The organism is Streptomyces sp. CA-181903 (assembly GCF_050937075.1).
Taxonomy (GTDB): domain Bacteria; phylum Actinomycetota; class Actinomycetes; order Streptomycetales; family Streptomycetaceae; genus Streptomyces.
The window spans coordinates 1,489,120-1,514,946 of the sequence record NZ_JBNJLY010000001.1; the positions used below are offsets into that span (position 1 = coordinate 1,489,120).

General features: G+C 72.8%; 24 protein-coding genes and 3 pseudogenes. 16 read left to right on the plus strand and 11 right to left on the minus strand.

The annotated features are described in order from the left end of the window. Positions 1–82 precede the first annotated feature (82 nt). From ACQEVS_RS06425 to ACQEVS_RS06445, 5 genes are all read left to right on the plus strand, one after another. Entirely contained in the window at positions 83–304 is a 222-nt protein-coding gene (locus ACQEVS_RS06425) for a hypothetical protein (RefSeq protein ID WP_433016404.1), read from the plus strand. 146 nt (positions 305–450) lie between these two features. Next, positions 451–657, plus strand: coding sequence for a hypothetical protein (locus tag ACQEVS_RS06430; RefSeq protein ID WP_433016407.1), 207 nt, complete (start codon positions 451–453; stop codon positions 655–657). Positions 658–854: 197 nt separating this feature from the next. Next, positions 855–1,763 (plus strand): class I SAM-dependent methyltransferase, encoded by a 909-nt coding sequence (locus ACQEVS_RS06435; protein ID WP_433016410.1) that lies wholly within the window; start codon positions 855–857, stop codon positions 1,761–1,763. Positions 1,764–1,923: 160 nt separating this feature from the next. Then, positions 1,924–4,353, plus strand: a complete 2,430-nt coding sequence (locus ACQEVS_RS06440) for a hypothetical protein (protein ID WP_433016413.1) — start codon at positions 1,924–1,926, stop codon at positions 4,351–4,353. Positions 4,354–4,381: 28 nt separating this feature from the next. Beyond that, on the plus strand, positions 4,382–4,675 hold the full coding sequence (locus tag ACQEVS_RS06445) for an acyl carrier protein (protein WP_433016416.1): 294 nt from the start codon (positions 4,382–4,384) through the stop codon (positions 4,673–4,675). A gap of 147 nt (positions 4,676–4,822) precedes the next feature. On the opposite strand, the gene ACQEVS_RS06450 is transcribed toward ACQEVS_RS06445, so the two are convergent. After that, positions 4,823–6,391, minus strand: coding sequence for an APC family permease (locus ACQEVS_RS06450; protein WP_433016419.1), 1,569 nt, complete (start codon positions 6,389–6,391; stop codon positions 4,823–4,825). A gap of 128 nt (positions 6,392–6,519) precedes the next feature. Then, a complete protein-coding gene (locus tag ACQEVS_RS06455) occupies positions 6,520–7,536 on the minus strand; it encodes a hypothetical protein (protein ID WP_433016422.1) in 1,017 nt (338 codons plus the stop codon). Between the two features lie 247 nt (positions 7,537–7,783). On the opposite strand from ACQEVS_RS06455, the gene ACQEVS_RS06460 reads away from it, so the two are divergent. Then, a complete protein-coding gene (locus ACQEVS_RS06460) occupies positions 7,784–8,665 on the plus strand; it encodes a DMT family transporter (RefSeq protein WP_433016425.1) in 882 nt (293 codons plus the stop codon). An 18-nt stretch (positions 8,666–8,683) separates the two neighbouring features. Continuing rightward, positions 8,684–9,222, plus strand: a pseudogene (locus ACQEVS_RS06465) (NUDIX hydrolase). 31 nt (positions 9,223–9,253) lie between these two features. On the opposite strand, the gene ACQEVS_RS06470 reads toward ACQEVS_RS06465, so the two are convergent. Continuing rightward, a complete protein-coding gene (locus ACQEVS_RS06470) occupies positions 9,254–10,276 on the minus strand; it encodes a hypothetical protein (RefSeq protein WP_433016428.1) in 1,023 nt (340 codons plus the stop codon). Between the two features lie 267 nt (positions 10,277–10,543). Here ACQEVS_RS06470 and ACQEVS_RS06475 point away from each other — a divergent pair, with 267 nt between their 5' ends. The 3 genes from ACQEVS_RS06475 (at position 10,544) to ACQEVS_RS06485 (ending at position 12,963) form a co-directional block, all read left to right on the plus strand. After that, positions 10,544–11,716: a hypothetical protein gene (locus ACQEVS_RS06475; RefSeq protein WP_433016431.1), complete on the plus strand. Its 1,173-nt coding sequence runs from the start codon at positions 10,544–10,546 to the stop codon at positions 11,714–11,716. A gap of 204 nt (positions 11,717–11,920) precedes the next feature. Then, the gene (locus tag ACQEVS_RS06480) at positions 11,921–12,772 is read left to right on the plus strand and encodes a helix-turn-helix domain-containing protein (protein WP_433016434.1); all 852 of its coding nucleotides are present in this window, start codon (positions 11,921–11,923) and stop codon (positions 12,770–12,772) included. After that, positions 12,742–12,963 carry a DUF397 domain-containing protein gene (locus tag ACQEVS_RS06485; RefSeq protein ID WP_433016437.1) on the plus strand — a complete coding sequence of 74 codons (222 nt, stop codon included), beginning with the start codon at positions 12,742–12,744 and terminating at the stop codon, positions 12,961–12,963. Before ACQEVS_RS06480 ends, ACQEVS_RS06485 begins: the two co-directional genes overlap by 31 nt. 53 nt (positions 12,964–13,016) lie before the next feature. On the opposite strand, the gene ACQEVS_RS06490 is transcribed toward ACQEVS_RS06485, so the two are convergent. Both ACQEVS_RS06490 and ACQEVS_RS06495 read right to left on the minus strand, forming a co-directional pair. Next, entirely contained in the window at positions 13,017–13,223 is a 207-nt protein-coding gene (locus ACQEVS_RS06490; protein ID WP_433016440.1) for a tautomerase family protein, read from the minus strand. Positions 13,224–13,273: 50 nt separating this feature from the next. After that, entirely contained in the window at positions 13,274–14,056 is a 783-nt protein-coding gene (locus ACQEVS_RS06495) for an SDR family oxidoreductase (RefSeq protein ID WP_433016443.1), read from the minus strand. 106 nt (positions 14,057–14,162) lie between these two features. Between ACQEVS_RS06495 and ACQEVS_RS06500 the strand changes: the two are divergent. Continuing rightward, a pseudogene (locus tag ACQEVS_RS06500) lies at positions 14,163–14,554 on the plus strand (helix-turn-helix domain-containing protein); the annotation flags it as partial. Positions 14,555–14,806: 252 nt separating this feature from the next. Here the strand turns inward: ACQEVS_RS06500 and ACQEVS_RS06505 are convergent. Beyond that, the gene (locus ACQEVS_RS06505) at positions 14,807–15,727 is read right to left on the minus strand and encodes an NADP-dependent oxidoreductase (RefSeq protein ID WP_433016446.1); all 921 of its coding nucleotides are present in this window, start codon (positions 15,725–15,727) and stop codon (positions 14,807–14,809) included. A 41-nt stretch (positions 15,728–15,768) separates the two neighbouring features. After that, positions 15,769–17,295 carry an MFS transporter gene (locus ACQEVS_RS06510; protein ID WP_433016449.1) on the minus strand — a complete coding sequence of 509 codons (1,527 nt, stop codon included), beginning with the start codon at positions 17,293–17,295 and terminating at the stop codon, positions 15,769–15,771. 198 nt (positions 17,296–17,493) lie between these two features. Here ACQEVS_RS06510 and ACQEVS_RS06515 point away from each other — a divergent pair, with 198 nt between their 5' ends. Both ACQEVS_RS06515 and ACQEVS_RS06520 read left to right on the plus strand, forming a co-directional pair. After that, positions 17,494–17,928: a MarR family winged helix-turn-helix transcriptional regulator gene (locus ACQEVS_RS06515; RefSeq protein ID WP_433016452.1), complete on the plus strand. Its 435-nt coding sequence runs from the start codon at positions 17,494–17,496 to the stop codon at positions 17,926–17,928. A gap of 130 nt (positions 17,929–18,058) precedes the next feature. Then, a complete protein-coding gene (locus ACQEVS_RS06520) occupies positions 18,059–19,081 on the plus strand; it encodes an MBL fold metallo-hydrolase (protein WP_433016455.1) in 1,023 nt (340 codons plus the stop codon). Between the two features lie 28 nt (positions 19,082–19,109). Here the strand turns inward: ACQEVS_RS06520 and ACQEVS_RS06525 are convergent, their stop codons facing one another. Continuing rightward, on the minus strand, positions 19,110–19,745 hold the full coding sequence (locus ACQEVS_RS06525; RefSeq protein ID WP_433016458.1) for a TetR/AcrR family transcriptional regulator: 636 nt from the start codon (positions 19,743–19,745) through the stop codon (positions 19,110–19,112). Between the two features lie 796 nt (positions 19,746–20,541). On the opposite strand from ACQEVS_RS06525, the gene ACQEVS_RS06530 reads away from it, so the two are divergent. Beyond that, on the plus strand, positions 20,542–21,294 hold the full coding sequence (locus ACQEVS_RS06530) for a hypothetical protein (RefSeq protein WP_433016461.1): 753 nt from the start codon (positions 20,542–20,544) through the stop codon (positions 21,292–21,294). A 131-nt stretch (positions 21,295–21,425) separates the two neighbouring features. Next, positions 21,426–22,043: a hypothetical protein gene (locus tag ACQEVS_RS06535; RefSeq protein WP_433016464.1), complete on the plus strand. Its 618-nt coding sequence runs from the start codon at positions 21,426–21,428 to the stop codon at positions 22,041–22,043. A 188-nt stretch (positions 22,044–22,231) separates the two neighbouring features. On the opposite strand, the gene soxR is transcribed toward ACQEVS_RS06535, so the two are convergent. Together soxR and ACQEVS_RS06545 are read right to left on the minus strand one after the other, a co-directional pair. Beyond that, positions 22,232–22,678, minus strand: a complete 447-nt coding sequence (soxR, locus tag ACQEVS_RS06540) for a redox-sensitive transcriptional activator SoxR (protein ID WP_433016467.1) — start codon at positions 22,676–22,678, stop codon at positions 22,232–22,234. Positions 22,679–22,689: 11 nt separating this feature from the next. Next, complete coding sequence (locus tag ACQEVS_RS06545) at positions 22,690–23,337, minus strand: TetR/AcrR family transcriptional regulator (protein ID WP_433016470.1); 648 nt, start codon at positions 23,335–23,337, stop codon at positions 22,690–22,692. A gap of 198 nt (positions 23,338–23,535) precedes the next feature. Here ACQEVS_RS06545 and ACQEVS_RS06550 point away from each other — a divergent pair, with 198 nt between their 5' ends. Next, positions 23,536–24,093: a DUF2165 domain-containing protein gene (locus ACQEVS_RS06550; RefSeq protein WP_433016473.1), complete on the plus strand. Its 558-nt coding sequence runs from the start codon at positions 23,536–23,538 to the stop codon at positions 24,091–24,093. Positions 24,094–24,228: 135 nt separating this feature from the next. On the opposite strand, the pseudogene ACQEVS_RS06555 reads toward ACQEVS_RS06550, so the two are convergent. Then, positions 24,229–25,307, minus strand: a pseudogene (locus ACQEVS_RS06555) (Zn-dependent alcohol dehydrogenase). Between the last annotated feature and the right edge of the window lie 520 nt (positions 25,308–25,827).

Genomic DNA, 25,827 nt, shown 5'->3' on the forward strand with positions numbered 1-25,827 from the left:
CGCCGCGCGCCCGCCGCGTACGGGCCGCCGGCCAGGAACGGCGGCGCCACGCACGGCAGTTCCCGGGACGGCGGTGCCCGGAATGGCAGTTCCCGGAACGACGGTGCCCCGGCTGGGCTTCGGCCGGGGCACCACGGGACGGGACGCGACCACGGGACGGGACCCGACCGCGAGGCGGGACGCCACCACGATGCGGGGCACGGCCGCGGGCCGGCACGCGCGGAACGGCTCCCGGCGGCGTTACGCCGCCGCCGGCCCGGCGGCCGCGCGCTGCCGCGCCTTGCAGGAGCGCCGCAGCAGGTAGGGCACGGCGAGCTGGTGCACCGGCCGGGCCAGCCCCAGAGCAGGCCGGCGCCGCGCCCCTTGAAGTGCTGGGCGGTGGCCCACACCAGCGTCGAGTCCTCGGTGAGCACCACGTTGTAGGCGGAGAACAGACCCGAATGCCCGTCCATGGTCAGCGCGTTCGAGGACGAGTCCGTGATGCGCCATCCGAGGACGTGTTCGGCGGAGCCGGACTTCGGCCCCATGCGCAGCCCCAGCACCTTGGTCCACCCGAAGCGCAGGAAGAACCGCAGCGCGGCCGGGGCCTCCTCGATCGCGGCCCGCGCCCACTGCTCCGGCGTCCGGGACCTGGCGTCGTCGACCGCTATGGCGTAGGCCGAGGCGTAGTGGGGGTCGGTGAATTCCTGCGTTTTCCGGAGGGATTGCGGAACGTCGACGCGACGCGCACGGGGGACGGTCATGACGCGAACTCCTTCGGCTGACGGGCGCGGACGGCACAGCAGCGTATCGGACGGCACAGCAGAGCGAACAGAGTAACGGATCGCCCACAAACTCCCCAGGAGGAAAGGCAGTTGAAACCTCTCGGTTCCCCTGAAAGGGTCCGCTCGGGTGAGCGGAAACCGGTTATCGACAATGTCTCGGATACGGCGCGCTGGGTCGCCGAGTACCGGGCCAGGGAATCCGCCCGCCGGGACCGGCTGTTCAGCGATCCGTACGCGGCCGCGCTGGCCGGGGAGCGCGGCCGGGTGATCGCCGAGGAGGCCCGGCGGGGTTTCGGCAACGGCTGGTTCTTCATCGCCCGGACCAAGCTCATCGACCTGCTGGTCGAGGAGTGCGTGGCCGAGGGCTGCACCCGGGTGATCAACCTGGCGGCGGGCTTCGACACCCGGCCGTACCGCCTCGACCTGCCCTCTTCCCTGGAGTGGCACGAGGCCGACCTGCCGGTGATCATCGAGGAGAAGGAGCGGGCGCTGGCCGCCGAGAAGCCGCGCTGTGCCCTCTCGCGCACCGCCGTGGACCTCACCGACGCCGCCGCGCGCCGCGCCTTCCTGGCCTCGGCGACGGCCGGCGGCGGCCGGACACTCGTCATCACGGAAGGGCTTCTGCTATATCTGGATGCGTCCGAGGTCCACGCCCTCTCGGCGGATCTGAAATCCTGCGGGGTGACGTGGTGGACGGCCGACGTCATCGGCCCGCTCATCCGCAGGCTTTCGGCCCGGGCGAGCCGTGAGAACAACGCGCCCGTCGTATTCGCACCGCACGACGGAGTCGCTTTCTTCGAACGCGCCGGCTGGACTGTGGAACGCGTCGGCACCCAGTTGTCCGCGGCGGCGAAATGGCGCCGGCTTTCCCCGCTGATGCGGCTCGTCTCCCGGCTCCCCCAGGCCGATCCGCGGCATCCGGGGAACGCCCTCTGGTCCGCCGTCGTCCGGCTGCGCGACCCGGATTCCGCGGCGCCTTCCGACCGGCGTCCGGCCTGACGCCCGGACCGGCGTCCCACCCGAGGTTCCAGCCGGCGTCCCGCCCGAGGTTCCGACCGGTGTCCCACCCGTGGTCCCGACCGGCGTCCCGCCCGATGGGCCGTTCGCCGTCCCGCCCCCGGCAATCCGTTGAACCACAACTACCGTTGGGATGTGCCCGATGCCCGAAAACCCCCACTCCGGCGGCCTCCGGCGGCTGGTGGCCGTCGTCTCCGACCGTGACGTCGCAGGCGCCGCGGCCGCCCGCGCGCTGCGGGACCTGGCCGGCGCGCGCGACGTCGTCACCCCGGTGGAACCGGCCGGCCACGACGGCACCGACGCCTACCGGGAAGTCGTCGAACGCGGCCTGCGCTTCCTCGACCTGGTCGGCCCCGAGGACCGGTTCACCCTGGTCACGGCCGACTCCCTGGCGGGCGTCGAGAGCGCCGTCGCCGAGGCGGCCGACGGCGGGAAGGCCGTGCTCAGCCTGCTGGTCGTCGATCACCGGGAGCTCCGCTACCGGATGACCTCCCCCGACGACCTCAACACCCGGCTGGCCAAGCTGTCCGCGGCCCTGGGCGACGCCGTCGAGTTCGAGCCGAGCCCGTACACCGTGCACGTCTACACGGACCCGGACGTCGAGAGCTTCTACTCGGTCGAGCTGTTCACCCCGCGCTGGGCGCCCGACGAGGAGTGGGTGGTGACCGCCGACCTCGCCTGCGCGTTCGTCGACTCCGTGCAGCTGCACTCCAACCGGCGGCTGCGGCCGGCCCTGAAGACCAGCACCATGGCCGACGCCCTCGCCGACTTCCTCACCGCCGAGGCCGGAACGTCCTGGGGCCTGCACTACTACACCGGCTCCGGCGTCGCCACGTTCATCGACGACATCGAGCGGCGGGCCGTCGGCAACGGCAACCCGATCGTGCGCGGTCCCAGCGAGCACAGCCTGGCCTGTTCGGCGCTGGCCCGCTGGACGCTGGACGGCGCGCCGTTCGCGATCGTGGCGACGAGCGGCATGCACGAGGAGTTCCGCGGCACGCTCGCCAACCACATCTCCGTCGGCACCCGCGGCTTCATCGTCTGCTGCGACTCCAAGCTGGACGCCTGGCACCCCTTCCAGGGCACCATGCACCTCACCGAGGACAGCCGCCCCTCGCTGCTCGCCCGCGGCTTCCCGGTGGTGCACATCCCGCGCTCCGCGGACATCGCCCGCGGCCTCGCCGAGGCGTTCGAGGCGTACTCGGCCGGCAAGGGCCCGGTCATGATCATCGCGCCGCGCGACGTCCTCCAGACCACGCTCCCCGACGACCGGCGCCCCGAGATCCCCCGGGTCGCGCCGCGCCCGGCCGTCGAGGCGGTCCGCTCCCCCGAGGTCGACCGGCTGGTCACCCTGCTCAACACCGAGCGCCGCCGACTGCTGTGCCAGGTCGGCCCGTTGAGCGGCCCGGCCCTGGAGCTGATGTACGAACTGGCGCGGGAGGCGGGCATCGGCCTCGCCGACTCGGTGGCCCAGCCCGGCACCGTCAGCCGCTACCGGGACGGCCGGACCGTCGACGAGTACATCGGCACGCTGAGCATGTACGGCTACTCGCCGCGCGTCTTCGAGTACCTGTACAAGGAGGGTGCGCTGCGGCCCGCCGACGAGCAGGCCGTGATGTTCGTCGGCACCCCCATACCGCAGATCGACACCCCCTTCTCGGACATCTCCCTGCGGCAGCTCGCCCCCGTCCAGATCGTCGAACGGGAGGTCGACCGGGCGCCGTTCACCGGCCTGGGCGTGGTCGCCGACATCGAGGGCGTGCTGCGCGCCCTGCGCGAGCGGCTGGACGTCGACCCGGAGGTGCTGGCGTACCGCCGCGCGGCCATCGCCTCGTCCCGGGACTCCGACGGCGACGTCATCGGTCTGCTGCCGGTGCTGCCCATGACCACCAACCACTTCTTCCGGCGGCTGCGCGGCGTCCTCGACGGGCTGATCCGCGAGCAGGACTACCGCTACGTCGGCGTCTACGACATCGGCCGGGCCGGCCTGTCGGCGGTCAACAGCCTCCCGCGCACCGGCAAGTCGTTCTCCGGCTGGTACGGGCGCGGGCTGATGGGTGACGGGCTGATGGCGCTGCCGGGCATCGCGACCCGCCGGGACGAGAACGTCATCTCGTTCACCGGCGACGGCACGGCCGCGATGGTGCCGGACATCGTGCCGACGCTCGTCCAGCAGATCGCCGTGGACCACTCGGCGTTCCGCCGCAACCTGACCATCTTCCGGTTCGTCAACGGCAGTCACTCCGTGATCCGCACCTACCGGGAGAGCGTCGACCCGGGCGCGGTCGACGGCCAGTGCGGCGTGCTGACGTTCACGCCGGAGGACTACGACCGCCGGTACGGCTCGCTGCTGGTGCGGCACCGCCGGGTGACCCGGTTCGAGGACGTGCCGTTCGCGGAGCAGCTCCAGGAGCCGGAGACGGTGAACCTGTACTCCGTGCTGCTGGGCCACAACAACGAGGGCGACGGCCTGAGCCGGTTCTCGTCCCTCGGCTGGCAGCGCGACGAACTGTCGCCGAAGGCCCTGGCGGTGGCCGGCGTGCCGCTGCCCGAGCGGCCGGCGAAGCCGTGACCCCTACCGGAGAGATGAGGAGGCGGCCATGAACCGGGCCGAGATCGAGGAGCGGGTGATCAACCTGCTCGCGGAAGCCGTGGTGGTGCCGAGGGAGGACGTCGAGGACCTCCGCACCGATCTGCGGGAGGACCTAGGGGTCGACTCGATGGACTACGTCGAGCTGATCACCGTGCTGGAGCGGGACCTCGGGCAGCAGGTGGAGCGCGAGGAGCTGGCGTACGTCCGCACGGTGGGCGACGTGGTGGACCTGGTGCAGCGGCTGGTCTCCCGGCGGGACGCGGCGGCGGGCGCGAACGCCCCGACCACGGCGGCGGGGTGACCGGTCGGGCGGCGCGGGCGTGGGGCCCGCGCCGCCCGGGTCCGGGCCCGCCCGGCGCCCGGGTGTCGGACCGCCGCCCGCCGCCCGGGGTCCAGGCCCGCCCGGCCCCCGCCCCCGGTTTCGGACCGCCGCCCGCCGTCCGGCGGCTCAGGCCCGCCCGGCCGCCTCGCTCGCCGCCGCCTTCTCCAGCTGGAACGCCTCGTTCCCGAGCCCGATGCGCGCGTGCACCTCGGGCCGTACGGACTTCAGCACGGCCCCCAGCACCAGCCCGGCGACCAGCGCGATCAGCACGATGCCGGGAAGCAGCCAGCGCAGCGGCGAGTCGGGCCCGGAGCCCACCAGCGCGTCGAAGTCCCGGACGGTGATCACGGCGATCACGGTCAGGGCCACGCCGGCGACGCCCGAGGCGAGGAGCCGCCACGCCTGGGCGCGGGCGGCGCCGCGCCGTACGAAGAAGACGATCACACCGGCGGACGCGGCGATCATCAGCACGGTGACGCCGAGCGCGCAGACGTTGCCCAGCCAGTTGGACAGCCGCAGGACGGGCGCGGTCGGATCGCCGGTCGGCTTGTCGTCGGTGACGGCGAAGACGATGACGACGAGCAGCGCCACGGTGCTCTGCAGCAGCGAGCCGTGGGCGGGCGCGCCGCTGGTGCGGGAGGTGCGGCCGACGGCGGCGGGCAGCAGCCCCTCGCGGCCCATGGCGAACGCGTACCGCGCGACGACGTTGTGGAAGCTGAGCATCGCGGCGAACATGCCGGTGACGTAGAAGAGGTGCATCACGTCGGTGAACCCGGAGCCGAGCCGGTCCTCGGTGAGCCCGAAGAGGAGGTTGGGGCCCTCGGTGAGGGAGAGTTCGTGGATCTTCGAGGGGCCTGCGGCGACGGTCAGCGCCCAGGCGCTGATCGCGAAGAAGACGGCGATGAACCCGACGGCGAGGTAGGTGACCCGGGCGACGACGACCTGGGGGCGGCTGGTCTCCTCGGAGTAGACGGCGGCCTGTTCGAAGCCGACGAAGGAGGCGATGGTGCCGCAGAAGGCGGTGCCGAGCCCGGCGCCGGAGAGGGTGTCGGGGTGGAAGGCGCGCAGCGAGACGCCCTCGGGCCCGGGCGAGCCGAGGCCGGCGACGTCGAAGACGAGGACCATGACGACCTCGATCAGCAGCAGGACGCCGAGCACCTTCACGTTCAGGTCGATCTTCAGCCAGCCGAGGACGCCGACCACCACGACGGCGATCAGGGCGGGTATCCACCAGGCGACGGTAAGGTCCAGGTGCCGCTGGAGCAGGTTGGACAGCTCGAAGCCGAAGAGGCCGTAGATGCAGCACTGCATGGCGCTGTACGAGACCAGGGCCACGATGGACGACCCGGCGCCGGCCGTGCCGCCGAGGCCGCGGGCGATGTACGCGGTGAAGGCGCCCGCGTTGTGCACATGGCGGCTCATCTCGGCGTAGCCGAAGCTGAAGAGGAGCAGGATCAGCCCGAGGATGACGTACAGCAGGGGCGCGCCGACGACGCCCAGCACGCCGAAGGTGACGGGCATGCCGCCGGTGGTCACCATCAGCGGCGCGCTGGCGGCGACGACGGACATCAGGAGGCCGGCCAGGCCGATGCGGTCGGCGCGGAGGCTCCTCTCCTGTCCCTTGAAGGTGCTGATCTCGCCTGGGGTCGCCTTGCCTGGGGTCGTCCTGCCTGGGGTCGTCCTGCCGGTTGGCATGCGGGGGCCGTCCTCACTGGGGTGGTGTGCGGGGGGATGGAGAGGTTCTGCGTTCACCGGCTCTGCGTTCACCGGCTCTGCGTTCACCGGGTCTGCGCTCACCGAGTCTTCGTTCACCGGCTCTGCGCTCACCGGGAGCCGAGGGCGGCGCGCCGGGCGGCGCGGTAGGCGGCCTTGGGGTCCCGGTCGGGGTAGGCCCAGGGCTCCCGGGTGACGTGCGGGCCGATCCGGATGAGCAGCGCCGCGGCCTCGGCCAGCCGGCCCTCGTGGAGCTTGGCGTGGGCGAGGAAGTTGAGATCGACCTTGTGCCGGGGGTGCGGCGGCGCGGCGGGCCGCTGGGCGATGCGCTGAGCCCCTGTCGCCCCACCCGCCTCGGGCGCGTCATCGGTGTCATTGACGTCCCACTCCAGCCACCAGTCGAAGGCGGTCTTGAGCACCTGCCGGGCCCGGCGTCCGGCCCAGTGCCCGGAGGCGCCCGGGTCGCGCGGCAGGGTGCCGGCGCGGGCCAGGGCGCGGAAGCGTTCGGCATGGGCGACGACGGGGAGCAGGGCCAGCGGGGAGTCGGCGGGGGCCTGCTCGGCGGCCCAGGCGGCGAAGTCGTAGACCTCGTGCAGCGGGTCGTCGTGGTCGGCCTTGTGCCCGGCCAGGCAGGCGGCCATCAGGTGATGGGCGTGGTGGTGCTCGGGGTGGCGGGCGCGCACCTGGCCGAAGCAGCGGGCGGGCTCGTCGTCGGTGACGCCGGCGTGCGCGAGGAGGAGCAGGCCCAGCCAGGGGGTGGGGTCGTGGGGTGCCATCCGGGCGGCGGCCCGGCACAGGCCGCGGGCGCTCTCGGCGTCGCCCTTACGGCGTACGGCGCGGTGGACGGACGCGCAGGCGAGCAGGGCGGCGGCGTCGGCGCTGTCGGGCTCGGCGAGCAGCCACTCGCGTCCCCAGGCGGTGCTGGTGGACACGGCGGCGAGGGTGGTGAGGCGGTGTCCGCGCAGGTCCCAGTCGTCGCCGGTGTCCGCGAGCAGCCGGCGGGCCTCGGCCCACCGCCCCCGGGCCAGCTCGTCACGGACCGTGACCAGCTCGGTGTCGTCGAGTGCGGAGTCGAAAGTCGGCCCGCCCCCCAGCCGAGAGCGGCCCAAGGGGGGTGGAGGGGTCATCGTCGGGCGTCCTCCGCGGCGTGCGTCCCTGCGGGGGCCCGGACCCGGGTGCCCGCTGACCGGCATTCTTGATCACGCACAGCAAAGCGTTAGTCACAGCTTCCCGTCAAGGGCGATACGGTCCCGTCCGCTCCGGTCTGGATGAACGTCCGAAAGCGGGGTACTCGGACGGCGTACCGTCCGTGCGGCGACTATCGTCTACCTGGTCAATTCGCTGATGACCGGCAGGTCTTGAGGTGCGCGACGTATGGTCTTCGCCTTCGCCCTGAGCGCGGCTTTCTGCCTCGGTGTCGGGTTCGTCCTCCAGCAGAACGCGGCACAGCGGGCTCCCATGAGCGATTTCCTCTCCTTCCGGCTGCTGCTGGACCTGGTCCGGATGCCGCGCTGGCTGGCGGGGATCGGCCTGATGGTGTGCGGCATGGCGCTCGGCGCGGTGGCCCTGGGCGGCGGCGAGGTGTCGCTGGTCGAACCGCTGCTCGCGACGAACCTGCTGTTCGCCATGGCCCTCTCCCGCTGGCAGACCAAACAGCCGCTCGGCTGGACGGGCTGGGGCGGCCTGTGGCTGCTGGCCGGCGGCGTGACCGCCTTCATCGTCGCCGGCCGCCCGCACGGCGGCGAGTCCGTGTCCGACCCACTGCGGCACTGGCTGATCGTCGGCCTGGTGGTGGGCGGCGCACTGGTCCTGGCGGCCGTCTCCAAACGGCTGAGGATGAGCGCGGAGGCCGCGACCCTCGCCGTCGCCGCCGGCCTGCTGTACGGCCTCCAGGACGCCCTCACCCGGGTCAGCGGCCAACGCTTCCGCGACGGCGGCTGGGCGTCCCTGGTGATCAGCTGGCAGCCGTACGTGGTGCTGGCCCTGGGCGTGACCGGCCTGGTCCTGGTCCAGAGCGCCTTCGAGACGGCCCCGCTCCGGATGTCCCTGCCCGCCCTGACTGCGGCCCAGCCCCTGGCGGGCATCGCCTGCGGCGTGGGTTTTCTGGGCGACCAGCTGCGCACCTCGCCGGCGGCACTCGCCTGGCAGGCGGCCGGTATGGCCGCGATCGTCGTCGGCATCATCCTGATCGGCCGCCACCCGGCGATGCCTCCGGGAACGACGGCACCGGAGCTCCGGGACCTCCAGCCGCACTGAGCCCGCTTGAATGTCTCCATGACCGACCGAACCGATCGCCCTCAGCCCCTGTCGGCGGACGAGATCCTGGACGTGGTGGACGAACAGGACCACGTCGTGGGCCAGGCCCCCGAGCCGAGATCTACGCCCGCCGCCTCCTCCACCGCTGCACCTTCATCCAGGTACGCGACGCGCAGGGCCGCCTCTTCGTCCACCGCCGCACCGCCCAGAAGCTGATCTTCCCCTCGCACTACGACCTGTTCGTCGGCGGCGTCGTGGGCACCGGCGAGACGTACGACGCGGCGGCCCTCCGGGAGGCGGAGGAGGAACTCGGCGTCACGGGCCTCCCCACCCCGACGCCGCTGTTCCGCTTCCTGTACCGCTCGGAGGAGCACGGCGGCTGGTGGTCGGCGGTGTACGAGGTCCGGTGCGACCTGCCGGTCCGGCCCCAGGTGGAAGAGGTGGCCTGGCACGACTTCCTCCCGGAGGAGGAGGTGGAACGACGGCTGCCGGAATGGCAGTGGGTGCCGGACGGCCTGGAGGCGTGGCGAAGGCTGCGGGAGTGGCGGGGCCGGTGAGGTCGCAGGATGCCTGTGATGGCTGCTGCTCCTACTGGAAATCGATCCGAGGCGGATGACCGGGATCTGCGGTGCACGCGAAGATGCGCATGAGGCCACGGCCGACGTACACACCGGTCGGGGTGTTCGCGTCCATCACGCGCATCACCTGCCGGTCCTCCAGCGGTACCCAGCTCAGCGATCCGCTGTCCCACTCCCGGTCGTGAACGGTCAGCAGAGGGCTCATTTCCGCCCCGCACGAGCAGTCGATCCGGGCGGGCCCGGTGAGATGCCAGGACGCGAAGCCGCCGACCTTCCACCCCGGGGGAATGGAGAGGTCGCCCTGATAGTCGATCTCATACGGGTCCGCGTCCTGCCGGTCGTCCTCCGCCTCGTCCAGGATCTCCTCTTCCCAGGCCCGAATCCGTTCCTGGAGGTCTTCGCCGAGCAACTCCATGTACTCGTGCTCGACGACCTGTTCCGGATGCAGCACGCAGGAATTCGGAACACATTCGGCGCGCCCCACGACGACCGGCTCCGGATTCTCCGCGACGACCTCCGTGATGCCCTGCGACCGCCTCCACTTCACGAGCACATCCATACGCCGGTCAGGGCCGTGTGCCTCGAACGGGCACCACAGGACCTGGAGCAGGTCACAGCCCTCGGGCCCGACGAGGCCCGGCACCTCATGCGCGAACAGCTGAGCCCCGGCCAGCAGCGGAATCGGGTCCGCGTCACGCAATTCCGGAGCATGCAATCCCGGCTGGAGACCTGCCAGAACCTCGCGTTCCGCTTCTGAGGGGCCGGCGTGCGGGTCACGCTGCCATGCTTCCCTCAAAATCCGACGACGCAGCCGCACATCGGCCAACCGGTGACCACGCCCCTTCACATGCACGGCGGTGCACACCGGCCAAGGCTCCTCGGCAGGCCACAGAAACGGCCCCGCCACCGAGCTCTCGCGGCACTGGGGATCCCCCTGGCGCGGATGCAGCCGAGTGCTCGCACGACGATGCTCGGTCAGTTCCGGAAAAATCGCCTCGACGTCAACAGGACGCTCCGGCGTGGCGCGCGTCACCGTACCCCCAAATCCGCTCTCCGGGATGGACCGTACCGGGGCCGAATCGGTTCGTCCCCTCATCCCTCGGGGGTCTGCCGAAGGGAGCCAGTCATCGGGTTCCCTGTCTCACCGGCCAAGCCTCCGGTGGACCACTGCGTGAGCATGTCCATCATGACAGCTCAGAGGCGTATTTCGTAGGACGGAACGCACAGTTCGCGTACCTTGTCCGGTCCGCTCCCCCGCTCCCACAATCTCCCTCGTGAACCACCCGGAGACAGGGGGAACATGGAGAAGATCGATCACGACGCTGTGATGCGCGCCCGCGTGCTGTTGTTGCGTTCCGGCCGGCCGAGTCTGCTCGAAGAGGTGGGTGCGTACCGGGTCTTGGCGGAGGTGAGCCCCAAGGCTTACCTCCCGAAGCTGGTGGGCGCGCTCCTCTTGATGAGTTATAGGCACCGGGACCCGCAGGTGATCCTGGCGCTGGCCGCCGAGGCGGTCGAGGCGGGCCGGAGGATGGAGGCCGGGGCGCCGAACCGGGCCGAACGGCTGTGCAGGGCGCTGGACGCCCACCAGTCGGCCCTCTGTGCCCTCGGACGCCGGGCGGAGAAGCGTGCGGCCTGCGAGGAGATGGCCGGAACCGGAAACACCGGGCCGTTGGCGATCGTTCTGGCCGAGGAAGGCCGCTTCCTGGAGGCGGCGGAACTCAACGAGCAGGCAGCCCGTAACGGCATACCGGAACACAACTTCTGGAACATGGTCGAGTGGGCGGCGAACCTGGAAGGCGCCGGCCTGCACGACGCGGCATCGGCCGTCTTCCGCGAGCTGCTTGACGAGACCCGGCGCGAGGCCGCCGACCAACGCACGGCACTGGCCATCCTCACCTGGGAGCTCGTGCACTTCTCCCGGATGCGCGAGGCCACCGGGCACGAGGCGGACGCCGCGGCCGCCCGGCGGGAGGCCCTGTCCGTCCTGGAGGAGCTGGCGACGACAGGCGACCCGCAGGGCTGGAGCTGCATCCTCGCGTGGTGGATCACCCTGTTCGCCCTGTCGGGGCGGGCCGACGAACCGGCCGCGAGCGCCGAATCCCCGATGCCGCCGTTCGGCACCAGCCTTCATAGGTCGCGTCACGCGTGGGTCGCCTTTCTCGGCACTCTGCCGGAGCTCGAAGCCGAGGCGGCGGACCTCCGCAGGGCCGGCCGGCTGCCCGAACTGATCTACATCCAGCGCAGGATCAGCATCCGTGCGGTCCTCCGTGACAACGGCAACAGCTACCGTTTCGAGGAGCGCTTCACCCCCTGCTTCGACGAGGGCGTGGCGCTCGCCCGCCGCCTCCCCGACGACCCCGCACGCCTCGCCCGGGCCCTGACGGACCGCTCGATGTTCCTCGTCGCCGCGCGGGTCTTCGAGCGCGCGCACGCCGACTTCGCCGAGGCCGTCGCCCTCCTCGACGTCCAGTAGTCTCGCTCCGGGCACCGAGAGACTCCGCTGAGCGATGTGTGCGGCGCCGGCGAGCGGGCATCACGACGACGGCGACAATCGAACACAGCGTCAACCGTTACGGTGCCATGCGTCCGGTTCCACTGACCGATACCTGCTCCCGCCCCTATGCTCTGGCCCGCCCAGGCCCTGGGGAACCGGCTCTTTCACGTAGGGGACGCAACCATGCCCGAGAACAGGCCGTTTGACTCGTTCCAGAGGCGCGCCAATGAGCTCGGCGAGGCCATCAGGGCTCACCGGCTTGCCAAGGGCTGGTTGCAGAAGCAGCTCGGCAAGGCCGTAGCGCTGGACAACACGGCCATCTCGCACTTCGAGAGGGGCACTCACGTCCCCCGCCGCGACGTCACCCTCCGCATCGACAAGGCGCTGGGCGCGGGCGGGGACATTTTCAAGCTTCGCGACGAGATGGACGACAACCCCGACTCGCCCCGTTGGCAGAAGTTCCTGCGCTCGCAGTCGAGCGCGCGCACGATCTACCACGTCACCAACATCATGCCGGCGGTCCTCGAGACCCCGGATCACGCCCGGGCGGCCCTTGAACGCGGCCTGGAGTTCTACGGCGGTTCGCTGGAAGACAAGCTCGCCTACCGAGCCGAGCTGCGCCGTACCCTTGTGTCGCCCCACCCGCCACGCTTCGGGTGCGTTCTCTGGGAGTCCGCCCTCCACATCGTCACCGGCGGCTCCCAGGTGATGCGTGCGCAACTCTTGCACTTGATCGAGCGTTCCCACGAGGCGCACATCGATTTGCGGATCCTGCGCTTCGCGGACAGCGCCGGGCTACCGGACACAGGAACGGCAGTGGTCTGGACACGGCCGAACGGTTCCATGCGTGCGTGGCGCGACGAATCCGGCAGCCCCGGAGTATTCATCAGCGACAAGAAGCGAGTCTCGAACCTTGCCCTCTTCTATGATCAACTGCGTTCCCGCGCTCTTGGCCAGGAAGAGTCAAGGGCCCTTATCCGCAAGACTGTTGAGGACTTGTACCCGTGTCGACCACAAACTCTTTCTCGTCCATAGCCTCCTGGCGGTCCAGCACTCACAGCGGCAATGGCGGCCAATGCCTCCAGGTCCCCACCGACAAGACCCCCGGCCTCATGCCCGTCCGCGACTCAAAGCGGCCGGACCGGGCCACCTTGACGTTCCCCGACGCGGCCTGGCTCCACTTCGTGACCGCCGTGGCCGAGCCGAACGGCCCTCTGTCCCCCTGACCACATCCACCGCCGCCACCACCGCCGGCCGAGCCGGGCTCCCCGCGTCTCGTTCACACCCGGCCGAGGACTTCGGCGTCGAGGACGGTGCCGCCCAGGCTCCAGCCGCCGTCGGCGATCTCTTCGAGGATCACGAGGGTCGTGGCGCGGGCGCGTTCCCCGTACACGTCGGCGAACGCGTCGGTGACGGCGTCCCGCAGCTTCTTCTTGGACTCGTCCGTGAGCGTGCCGGCGGGCACCTTGAGGTTGGCGAAGGGCATGTCGAGGTGTTCCTTTCGGGTGGTGAAACGAGCTTGGGCGGACGGCGATTTCAGGCCAGACCGCCGTTCGCCCGCAGGATCTGGCCATTGACCCAGTGCCCCTCGGGGCTGGTGAGGAAGGCGACCACGTGGGCGATGTCGTCCGGCGTCCCCAGACGCTCCAGCGGCGGGGCCTTCGTCAGCGTCTCGACCTGCTCCTCCGTCTTGCCGTCCAGGAACATGTCGGTCGCCGTGGCACCGGGGGCGACGGTGTTGACGGTGACGTCCCGGCCGCGTAGTTCGCGCGCGAGGATCAGGGTCATCGCCTCGACGGTGCCCTTGCTCGCGGCGTAGGCGCCGTAGGCGGGGAACTGCGCGGCGACCACGGAGGTCGAGAAGGCGACGAAGGAACCGCCCGCGCGCAGCCGGCGGGCGGCCTGCCGCGCGACGACGAACGTGCCGCGGATGTTGGTGCGGTGCATGGCGTCGAGCACGCTCAGGTCGAGGTCGGCGATCGGGGACAGGGCCAGCCGCCCGGCGCAGTGCACGACGACGTCCACGCCGCCGAACTCGTCCCGTACCCGGTCGAAGACGGCGGTGACGGCGTGTTCGTCGGCGACGTCGGCCCGGAGCGCGATCGCCCGGCCGCCGGCCTCGGTGATCGCCCGCACCGTTTCCCGTGCGGAGGCGGAATCGCTCGCATAGTTGACGGCCACGGTCAGGCCCTCGCGGGCCAGGCGCTCGGCGACGGCGCGCCCGATGCCGCGCGAGCCGCCGGTGACGACGGCGACCCGGCGGGACGCGTCGGGGGCGGATGCGGTGGCGGATTCGGTGGCAGTCTCGGTGGGGTTCATGCCGTCCACCCTGCGGTGCGCGCCGCGGGCGTGCCAGGGGATGTCATCCCCTGCCTCGGCGGCCCGCCGGCCGGCCGTCCTCGCGCAGACTGGGCGGGTGGTCTCCGTGAAGTACACCGAACTCGGCACGTTCCTCCGCTCGCGGCGCGAGCGCATCCGCCCCGAGGACGTCGGTCTCGTCGCCGGCCCGCGCCGCCGCGTACCGGGGCTGCGCCGCGACGAGGTCGCACAGCTCGCGGGTGCCTCCGTCGACTACTACAACGAGATCGAACGAGGCGCGGGTTCACAGCCCTCGGAGCAGATGCTCGCCGCTCTCGCCCGGGCGCTGCGGCTGACGTCGGACGAGCGCGACTACCTGTACCGCCTCGCCGGCCGTCCCCTGCCGCCGCGGGGCGGGCCGGGGTCGCATGTGCACCCGGGATGACGGATCTGCTCACTCGGCTGGCCTCGACCCCGGCGCAGGTCATCACCGATCTGCACGTCACGCTTGTGCAGAACCGCGCTCGGGGTGGTAGGGGCCCCGGTCCCTCCCTTTCACCGTTTCCTGGGGCTGCGCCCCAGACCCCCTGATCGCGGCTTCGCCGCTCGTCCTCAGACGCCGGACGGGCTGGAATATGCGCCCGGGAGCGCTATCCAGCCCGTCCGGCGTTTGAGGACAACCGCGCGAAGCGCGGTTCCAGGGGGTCTGGGGGCTCGCCCCCAGGAATCGGCGAAGGGGAGGGACCGGGGCACAGCCCGCCGCAGGCGCCCCTACGGCACGATCACCAGCTTCCCCCGCGTATGCCCCTCCGCACTCCGCCGCTGCGCCTCGGCGGCCCGCTCCAGCGGGAACACCTCCGCCACCTCCACGCACAGCCGTCCCCGCTCCGCCAGGTGTCCCAGGGCCGCCAGGTCCGCCGCGTCGGGGCGGACCCACAGCAGCCGGCCGCCCATCTCCGTCACGGCGGGGTCGGCGATCGAGACCAAGCGGGCGCCGGGGACGGTGATGCGGGAGGACGTCTTGATCACTCCGCCGCCGACGAAGTCGAGGACGACGGAGGCGCCCTCCGGTGCGAGCGCCCGGAAGCGGTCGACGAGGCCGTCCCCGTAGGTGACGGGCTCGGCGCCGAGGGAGCTCAGGTACGCGTGATTGCGCTCGCTCGCCGTGCCGATCACGCGGGCGCCGGTGTTCCGGGCGAGCTGGACGGCGAGGGAGCCGACGCCGCCCGCCGCCGCGTGGATGAGGACGGTGTCCCCGGGGCCGACGCGGGCGGCGCGCAGTGCCTGGTAGGCGGTGAGGCCGGCCAGGGGCAGGCCCGCGGCCTGCTCGAACGAGATGCCGGCCGGTTTACGGGCCAGGGTGCGCACCGGCGCGGCGACGAACTCGGCGTAGGTGCCGCGGGAGAGGAAGTCCTCCCGGACGTACCCCATGACCTCGTCGCCGACCTTGAACTCGGGGGTGTCGGCGCCGAGCCGGACGACGATCCCGGACACGTCCCAGCCGGGGACGACCGGGAAGACCGCGTCGAGCTGCCCGTCGAGGTAGCCGGCCTGGGCCTTCCAGTCGACCGGGTTGACGGCCGCCGCCCTGACCCCGATGAGCACGGAGTCCGGGCCGACCTTGGGTTCGGGGACCTCGCCGTACTCCAGGACCTCGGGTCCGCCGTAGGCGCGGTAGCTGACAGCCTTCATGGTGATGCTCCTCGGGTCCTGACGTCCTGGGGTCCTCGTGTTCAGCGCGTGGCGCCTGCCGTTCCAGCGTCTGCCGTTCCGGCGCCTGCCGTTTCAGCGTCCGCCGCCGGGACGGAGCCCGCCACCGCAGTGGACCGCAGGGTGTGAATCGTCCGCAGTCCGAGCGCGGCGACCAGCGAGACCAGCACGAACGCGACGGCCGCGATCACGAAGGTCAGGGTGAACTGACTCTCGGCGGGCAGCTTGGGCAGGCCGGGCGGCAGGTGCTCGACGCTCTTGGAGGCGAGCACGGTCGTGACCATGGCGCTGCCGATGGCACTGCCGGTGGAGCGGGAGATGGAGTTGATGCCGTTGGCGATGCCGGTCTGGTGCGGCGGCACGCTGCCGACGATCACCGCGGGCATGGCCGCGTAGCCGAAGCTGATGCCGGCGCCGACCAGCATCCCGCCGGCGATCACCGAGAACGCGTGGTCGTGGTCGACGGTGAGCCAGGCGAAGCCCAGGGCGCCGGCGAGCGAGGCCAGGTAGAGCACCGGCCGGGGGCCGTGCTGCCGGACCAGCTTGCCGCCGATGGGGGCGGCGAGCAGCGAGACGAGGGTGCCGGGGAGCAGGAACTCGACGGAGGCCCGCAGGATGCTGGCGTCGAAGCCGTAGCCGGTGAGCTTGGACGGCATCTGGACGAGGTACGAGACGCCGATGAACAGGGCGAACGAACCGAAGCCGACGAGCAGCCCGGCGAGGTTGGCGAAGAGGACCGGCCGGTGGGCGAACATCCGCATGTCGACCAGCGGCTCCTTGACCTTCCGCTCGACGAGCGTCCACACGGCGGCCATGATCACCGCGCCGGCGAAGCAGCCGAGGGTGCGGGCCGAGGACCAGCCCCACTCGTGACCCTGCGAGACGGGCAGCAGGAGCAGGACGAGGGTGGCGGCCAGGGTGAGGGCGCCGAGGACGTCCGTCCGGCCGCCGGTGGTCTCGCGGGTGGCGGGGACGAGGACGGCGACGGCGATCAGGGCCAGCGCGGCGAGACCGGTGGCCAGCCAGAAGGCGCTGCGGTAGTCGGGGTGGTCACCGGAGGTGAGCAGGCCGACGGCGACCAGGGCGAGGCCGCTGCCGAACGCCAGGGTGCCGCTGACCAGGGCCATCGCGCCGGGCAGCCGGGCCGGGCGGATCTCCTCGCGGAGCACGGACAGGGCCAGCGGGAAGATCGCGGTGGCGGCGCCCTGGAGCACCCGGCCGACGATCAGCCAGAGCAGCGAGTGGGTGGTGGCGGCCAGCACGGACCCGGCCACCATGACGACGAGGACGCCGATGAGCGTCTGCTTCTTGCCGTGCTGGTCGCCGAAGCGGCCGAGCAGCGGGGTGAAGACGGCGGCGGAGAGCAGGGTCGCGGTGGTGACCCAGCTGACGTTGGCCGGGGTCGTCTCCAGGTCGCTCTGGATCAGGCCGAGGATCGGCACCACCAGGGTCTGCATCATCGAGACCACCATGGCGGCCAGGCTCAGGGCGAAGACGACGACGGTCTCGCTCCGCTGCCGGGCCGGGGTGGCGGGCGCTGGTGTGGTCATGGCCGGTTCGTTCCTCCGCTTGCTCCACGAAGCTGATGCTTCATGCCATTGGTGCTTCATGCCATTGGTGCTTCACGACGTTGATGCTTCATGACATTGATGCTTGAGGTCGTCAAGCAACTGGGCAACGGTAGGCCCAATGCTTGAGGTCGTCAAGTTAATGGTTTAAGACATCAAGCTCTTCAGTAGACTGCCGTCATGACCGCCCCGACCTCCCCCAGCAAGTCCGAGCTCCTGGAACTCGTGGCGGCACTCGGCACCGCCCAATGGCAGGACTTCTCCGCCTCCGCCGCCCGGCACGGCCTCACCGGCGTCCAGGCCAAGCTGCTCGCCCAGCTCAAGGGCCCGGTCCCGATGCGCGGCCTGGCCGCCCTGCTGGTCTGCGACGCGTCCAACGTCACCGGCATCGTCGACCGGCTGGAGGCCCGCGGCCTCGTCCGCCGCGAGCCCGACCCCTCCGACCGTCGGGTGAAGAACGTCGTGGCCACCGACGAGGGCCGGCAGACCATCCGCCGGGTCAGGGAGGAGATGCGGGCCACCCACGACGCCCTCGACTCCCTCGACGACGAGGAGCGGGCCGTCCTGCACGGGCTGCTGGAGCGGCTGCGCACCGGCCTGGAGCGCCGGGGCTGAGCGGGCACCGGCTCCCGCCCCGGCTCCGGACCGCCCTACCCATATCGCCGCCGCCGTCCGTATTCTGACGGCCGGTCCGGTTCCGCGCACCCGGCGCGGGCCGGGCGCACCCCGAGGAGAGGCGCGCACGATGTCGAGCACCAGCAACCCCCTGTCCGGCTCCCAGGGGGCCGCCGAACCGCCCGCGGGACCGGAAGACGCCGTCCCCGCGACCCCGGAGGAGACCGCCCCCACCGGCCCGGACGCCGTCCCCGCCCCCTACACCGTGCCGCTGGCGCCCGGGGTGAGCGCCTACGTCCAGCCCGACGGCGGCTGGTGCCTGAACAACGCGGGCTTCGTCACCGACGGCGGCCGCACCCTGCTGATCGACACCGCCCCGACCGTCCGCCGCGCGGAGCTGCTGCGCGACGCCGTCGCGGCGAGCGGCGCCCCCGCGCCCTCCCTGGTCGTCAACACCCACCACCACGGCGACCACACCTACGGCAACTGCGTGTTCGCCCCCGAGGCGACGATCATCGGGCACGCCGGCTGCCGCGAGCAGACCCTGGCCGTCGGCCCGCAGTTGCACGCCATCTGGCCCTGGGTCGAGTACGGCGACGTCCGGATCACCCCGGCCACCCTCACGTACACCGACGAACTCACCGTGCACATCGGCGACACCGAGGTCCGGCTGATCCACCCCGGCCCGGCGCACACGGTGGGCGACACCGTCGTCTGGCTGCCGGAGCGGCGGATCGTGTTCACCGGCGACCTGGTGTTCAACGGCGGTACGCCGTTCATCCCGTTCGGCTCGCTCAGTGGCTCGCTGGCCGCGCTGGACGTGCTGCGCGGCCTGGACGCCGAGACCGTCGTCCCCGGGCACGGGCCGGTGACCGACCCCGGCGTGTACGACACCGTGGAGCGCTACTTCCGGTACGTCGGGGAGCTGGCGCGCGCCGGGCACGCGGCCGGGCACACCCCGCTGGAGGTGGCGCGCGAGGCCGACCTCGGCGAGTTCGCGGCGCTCCAGGAGAGCGAGCGGCTGGTGGGCAACCTGCACCGGGCGTACGCGGAGCTCGACGGGCTGCCGCTGGGCGTGCCGCTCGATCTGCCCCTGGTGCTGCGGGACATGGCCGAGATGAACGGCGGCCGGCCGCTGGCCTGCCACGCGTGACACCCCGGCCGCGTCCCGGTCACCGGGGCTAGGGCCGGAGCGCCCGCAGCAGGAGGTCGGCCAGGTGGTCGCCGACCTCCCGGGGCGTCATCGGCCCGTCCGGGCGGTACCAGCTGCCGAGGTGGTGCAGCGAGCCGAAGTGGTAGTCCACCACCAGGTCGGCGGGGGTCGCCCGGCTGAAGACGCCCGTGCGCTGCCCCTCCTCGATGAGCGCCCGGAACCGCTCGTGGTAGCGCCGGCGTTCGGCCCGGACCCGCCGGTACTGCTCGGGGCCGAGCTGGTGCATGGACCGGAAGAAGATCTTCGTGTCGTCCATGTTCTCGATGGTGGTCACCGCCACGTCCGCCGCCGCGTCGCGCAGCCGCTGCTCGACCGGCGCGTCCCGGCCCGCCACGGCGTCGAGCCGTTCCTGCTGCTGGCGCAGGACCCGGGCGTAGATCTCATGCAGCAGGTCGTCCTTGGACCCGAAGTAGTGGTACAGCGCGCCCTTGGTGACCCCGGCCGCCTCGACGATCTCCTGGACGGAGGTCCGGTCGTAGCCCTGGTCCGCGAACAGCCGGGTGGCGGCGGCCAGCAGCCGCTGCGGTACCGGCCTCCCGGCGCACACCGACGTCCCGTACGGTCCCGATCTCCCGTTCCGCTCCGCTCTCTCCGGCCTCTTCATCGTTCCCACCCCTTTGTCGCCTGGTGACGCTGATGTGCCGCGCCGGGCGGCGCGGCTCCCCCGGGGGATCTTGCCACTCACGCGTTCGAACGTCCCGGGCAGGACCCCGCCGGGCCGGGGGCCGGCGGCGACAAACCGTCCGACGAACACGGGAACGGGCGCAAGAAGGCTGGACAGCCCCTCTTGACAGCAGGACCATGCGCGCACACCGGACCGGCACAGGGGGCTCCATGGCGGACATGAGTGCGCAGCCGTACTGGGAACTGACCTTCGGCAAGGACGGAAGCGTCGACACCGGCGAACGGGAGACCCTCCTCCAAGGCGTCACCGATCACCACCTCACCGATGTGGTCGTCTTCGCGCACGGCTGGAACAACACCCGGGCCACGGCCACCGCCCTCTACACCCGCTTCTTCGCCCCCTTCCCCACCCTCCTCGCGGGTGCCACCGCCCTGCCAGGCCCGCCTCGCGTCGGCTACGTCGGCGTCATCTGGCCCTCGCTCCGCTTCGCCGACGAGGCACCGCCCTTCCTGGCGGGCCTCTTCACCGCGGCCGACGGGCCCGGCCTGCCGCCCGGCACCCAGGAGGCGCTGGCCATGGCCTTCCCCGGCCGGGACGCGGTGATCGGCAGGCTGGCGGAACTGGCCGAGCGGCAGCCCGAGGACCGGGCCCGGCTGGAGGAGTTCACCGGCCTCGTCCGCTCCCTGGTCAGCCCCCGCCCCGGGAGGGCGGGCGCGACGGCGGCGCCGACGACGCGTGGACGCGGGACACCGCGTCCGAACCGACGGTCCCGGCCATGTTCACCGACAGCGCGGTGGAGGTCTGCGGCCGGTTCGCCGACGCGCTGGACGCCACCGGCGCCACCCCGGCCCCCGGCCTCTTCGGCGGCGCCCTCGGCCGGGTCTGGCGCGGCGCGCTCGAACTGCTGCGGCAGGGCACCTACTGGGAGATGAAGCGGCGGGCCGGCGTCGTCGGACGGCAGGGGCTCGGCCCGGCGGCGGGCGAACTCGCCGGGCGCGGGCCGCGCGTGCACCTGGTCGGGCACAGTTTCGGCGCCCGGCTGGTCTCGTTCGCGCTCGGCGGCCTGCCCGACGGCGTCCGCGTCCGCTCCCTGACCCTGCTCCAGGGCGCGTTCTCGCACTACACCTTCTCGCCCCGGCTGCCGTTCGCGCCCCGCCGGGGCGGTGTCCTGGAGGGGACGGCCGACCGCGTCGACGGCCCGCTCGTCTGCTGTCACTCCTCGCACGACACTGCCCTCGGGACCCTCTACCCCCTCGCGTCCCGGCTCGCCGGCGACGCCGACTCGCTGCTGGGCATCGACCTGAGCCGCTGGGGCGCCCTCGGCTACGACGGCATACGGGACATGCCGGGCTGCCCGGACACCACCCTGGCCGAGGCGCTGGGGGACGGGATGCCCGCGGACGGCTGTGTGAACGTCGACGCCTCGGAGGTCGTCCGGGACGGCGGTCCGCCCGCCGGCGCCCACAGCGACATCTGCCACGAAGAGCTCGCACGTGTCGTCCTTCGCGCCGGACTGGGCATGCGCTAGCGGACGGGACCGACCCGCGCCGCACCGGAGGGATCCGAATCGCGCCGCGATACGTCCCTACCGTGTCGGCCCTCAGCGGCCGGCGGCGCCATCAGAGGACGTCCGAGTCCGCTCGCCGGAGGTGGGAAGAAGTGGCAGGTTTCAGAGCTCTCGCACGAGAGGTGCGCAACCCGGGGAACACCATCGCTCTGCGACGGACGTCGCTCCGCAAGTGCCTCGAACGCTTCGCCCCGTACGGGCACCGGGCCACCTGGCACCACCTGTGCGCCCGGGCCGGCCTGGCCCCTGACGACCGCGCGCCCGACCCCGTGCGGCTGATCCGGGCCCTGGAGGAACTGGAGGAGGCGCGGGAGGTGTGGCTGGCCTACGAGGTGGAGTTCGCCGGCCGCCGCCGGCGCGAGAAGCACGACGGCATCCGCCAGCCCTCCGCCCTCGACGACTGGCACCGCAACACGTGGGGCGGGTGTGACATCGTCCCCTGCGCCTCCCCCGACCTCCAGCCGCACGCCCGGCTGGCGGACGTGCTGCGGCGGGTGATCGACGCCATGGAGTCGACGCCCGGGGACTCCTGCCCGGTCTGCGCACAGGAGCGCATCGAGTGGCGGACGGGGCTGGAGCGGCATCCATGGGAGGGGCCGGTGTGCACGGACTGCGGGATCGTGGTGCCGGTCGCCGTCCTCACCCCGTCGGCGCTGGCCGCGGCGCGGCGGTACGCGTTCGCCCCCCGGTACGCGGAGGCGGTGGCGTGAGGGCGTGAGGAGGAGACGGCGGGTGCGCGGGCGTCCCCGGTGGGCGACGCCCGCGCGGCACCCCTTGCCATGTCGTCCGGGTGTTCGTGGGGCATGCCGTTCGGGTGGAGGGGCATGCCGTCCGGGTGTTCGTGGGGCATGCCGTTCGGGTGGCGGAGCGTGTCGTCCGGGTGTTCGCGGGACGCCGGTCAGCTCAGCAGCGAACCGCAGCCGCGTCCGCCGAACCGGTCGTCCGGATTGGACAGCGCGCACTTGTCCAGCGAGAGGCACCCGCAGCCGATGCACCCGTCGAGCCGGTCCCGCAGCCGCTCCAACCGCTTGATCCGCTCGTCGAGCTCGCCGCGCCACGCCTCGGACAGCTCCGCCCAGTCCTCGGCCGTGGGCGTGCGCTCCTCCGGCAGCCGGGCCAGCGCCTCGCGGATCGTCGCCAGCGGAATGCCCACCCGCTGCGCGGCCCGGATGAACGCCACCCGGCGCAGCATGTCGCGGTCGAACCGGCGTTGGTTGCCGGCCGTGCGACGGCTCCTGATGAGCCCCTTGGACTCGTAGAAGTGCAAGGCCGAGACGGCGGCACCGCTGCGGGCCGCGAGTTGGCCGACGGTCAGTTCGTGCAGGGTGGTGGGTATCTGTGGCACGATCCCCGACCCTATGTCAGAGGGGCCGGCCGACCGGCCTCCGGCGTGGGCCGCTGCCCGACCATGCGCAGGGCCAGGCCCGCGTAGAGCTCGCCGACCTCCTCCGGCGTGCGCTCGCCGTCGTCGCGGAACCAGCGGGCGACGTCGACGCAGAGGGAGAGCAGCGCCAGGCTGGTCCCGCGCACGTCGGGGACGTCGAACTCCCCGGCCCGGACGCCGTCCTCGACGATGGAGCGGAGTACGGCGCCGGTCTCCCGGCGCAGCGCGGTGATCTCGGCCCGGTGGTCCCCGGCGAGCGCCCCCAGTTCGTACTGGACCACCCGGGCGGTGGTGTGGTGCTCGGCGTGCCAGCGCGCGAACGTCCGTACCGCGTCGGCCAGTCGCTCCGCCGCGCCGCCGGACCCGTCGCGGGCGCGGGTGAGGAGGGAGAGCGCGAGCCGGTGGCCCACTCCGCTGATGCGGTGGAGGAGGTCCTCCTTGGTGCGGAAGTGGATGTAGAGCGCGGCGGGGCTCATGCCGGCCCGGCCGGCGATGTCCCGGGTGGTGGTGGCGTGGTAGCCGCGCTCGGCGAACGCCTGGACGGCCGCGGTGAGCAGCCGCCGGGCGGCGTCGGGTGTCACGTCGGCCCACTCGTCGGCCCGTCCGCCCCCGGCGTCCATACGGCCCCCCTCTGCTCGGCTCTCCCCGGCCCCTCCCCCTCCGGAGGGCCTCCGGAGGGAACGACACCTTATCCCGCCCCTGAGCAGCCGCTCGGCCCGCGTACGCGCCTTCGGACGCGGGCATGCTGCCCTCAAGGCGGCGGACGGCTCCGGGCACGCCCGGGACGGTCCCGGTGGTCGTGGCACGAGGGGGTCGGCATGGCAGGGGGACGGTTCGGGGCGGCGGTACGGGGCCGGGCGGCCGGGGCGCGACGGGACGGGCTGCCCCTGGCGGCGGCCGTGCTGACGGGCACGGTGGCGCTCCTCATGCTGCTCGTGGTCTTCGGCAACGTCACGGACTTCGACACCAACCGGCAGTTCGTCCGGCACGTCCTGGCGATGGACACGACATCCGGCGACGACCACCTCACCTGGCGGGCCATCACCTCCCACCCCCTCCAGGACACCGCCTACCTGCTGATCATCGCCTGGGAGGCGCTGACGGCGGCGGTCCTGACGGTCGCGACGGCACGGTGGCTGCGCGCCGTGCGACACGGCGCCCTCGCCCCGGCCCGGCGCGCCACGACGCTGGGGCTGGTGCTGTACCTGCTGCTGTTCGGGGTGGGCTTCCTGGCGATCGGCGGCGAGTGGTTCGCGATGTGGCAGTCGTCGCGATGGAACGGGGTGCCGGCGGCGGAGCGCCATGTGGTGCTGGGCGGGCTGGTGTTGCTGGTCGTGCATCTGCCGGGGCTGCGGGACGACGGGGTCGTGGGCTGACGGGGTCGTGGGCCGACGGGGTCGTGGGCTGACGCGCGACACAGGCGCTACCGCGCCGGCCGGGGCTCCCGTGTCCGTCCGGGTTCCGGCTCCCGCGCCGGCTCCCTCCACCGGCCCGCGCCCCCGGCCCAGGTCTCAGAACACGACCAGGGAGCGCCCACCCCGCCCGGCGAGCATCGACGCGAACGCGTCGGGGATGTCCTCCAGCCCGATCCGCCGCGTGATCAGCGCGGACAGGTCGAACCGCCCCTCGCGGACGTGCTCCGCGAGGAGGGGCAGGTCGCGGGCGGGGTCGGTGTTGCCGTAGACACAGCCGGCCAGGGTGCGGCCGGAGTGGAAGAGTTCCAGGGCGGAGAAGGCGACCTGCTGGTCCCGGCCGCCGACGCCGACGACGGTGGTGCGCCCGCCGCGCCGGGTGGCCGTCCACGCCGCCCGGATGCTCTCCGGCCGGCCCACGCACTCGATCGCCACGTCCGCGCCGTGCCCGCCGGTGAGTTCGCGGACGCGCCGGACCGCGTCGTCGCCGGCGGGTACGAAGTCGGTGGCGCCGCAGGCGCGGGCCAGCTCCTCCTTCTCCGGGGAGACGTCCACGGCGATCACCTGCCCGGCCCCCGCGAGGCGCGCGGAGCGCACGGTGGCGAGCCCGACCCCGCCGACGCCGACGACCACCACGGACTCCCCCGCCCGCACCCGGGCGCTGTGGTGCACCGCGCCGTACCCGGTGAGCACGGCGCAGCCCAGCAGCGCCGCGTCGGTGAGCGGTACGCCCGCGGGCAACGGCAGCACGGCCGCGGCCCGGACGACGGTCTCCTCGGCGAACACGGCGGTGCCCAGGGCCGGGTGGAGCGGCGTGCCGTCGCCGCCGAGCGTGGCGTAGGGCCCGGCGGGGGCGAGGGACTCGGCGCACAGCCACGGCTCGTCGATCCCGCAGAAGTGGCAACCCCGGCAGGCGGGCGCCCAGTTGAGCACCACCTCGCCCCCGGCGCCACATGCGTCACGCCGTCGCCGACGGCGGTCACCGTCCCCGACCCCTCGTGCCCGAGCACGGCCGGAACGGGCTGCCGCAGCGTCCCGTCGGCGAGGGAGAGGTCCGAGTGGCACACGCCCGCCGCGGCGATCCGCACCCTCACCTGCCCCGGTCCCGGGTCCGGCAGCTCAATCTCGGTCACGCGGAGCGGGGCACCTATGGCGGTCAGGACGGCGGCGCGGGTCACGGGCGGTCACCTCTCGGTCGGCGGCCCGGCCGGCGCGACGGGCGCACCGGGGACGGACCGGCGGGACGTACGCGGGCGGGGCGTGCCCGGACCGTGCTCACGTACCCACCGGCCTCGGGCCACCCCCTGGAACCGCGCCTCAGCCTAGGCCCCGCGCCCCCGCCGTCACGACCGCCCGTCAGGACGACCCCGTCACCACCGCCCGTCACGACCGCCGGGCGGAGCCGCGAGGCCCGCCGGCGGGCCCGGCCCGCGGAGGCGTACCAGGAGGCGGCCAGGGCGGCGGCGAGGCAGAGCTCGACGAGGTCGCCGCCGCAGTGCATCAGCAGGGCGCCGGTGTGCCGGTCCGCCGCCGTGCACGAGGTGCCGGGCGGCGGGCCCGGGGCGCGGTCGGTGGAACGGCGTGCCGGTTCCGGTGCGTCATGATCGTGCCGGCCTCCTTCGGACGGGTGCGCCGCTCCGCCCGGGTAGCCCGGGAGGGACGGGATGTGCCCGTGAAGGACGGGTTCCGGCAGGGGAT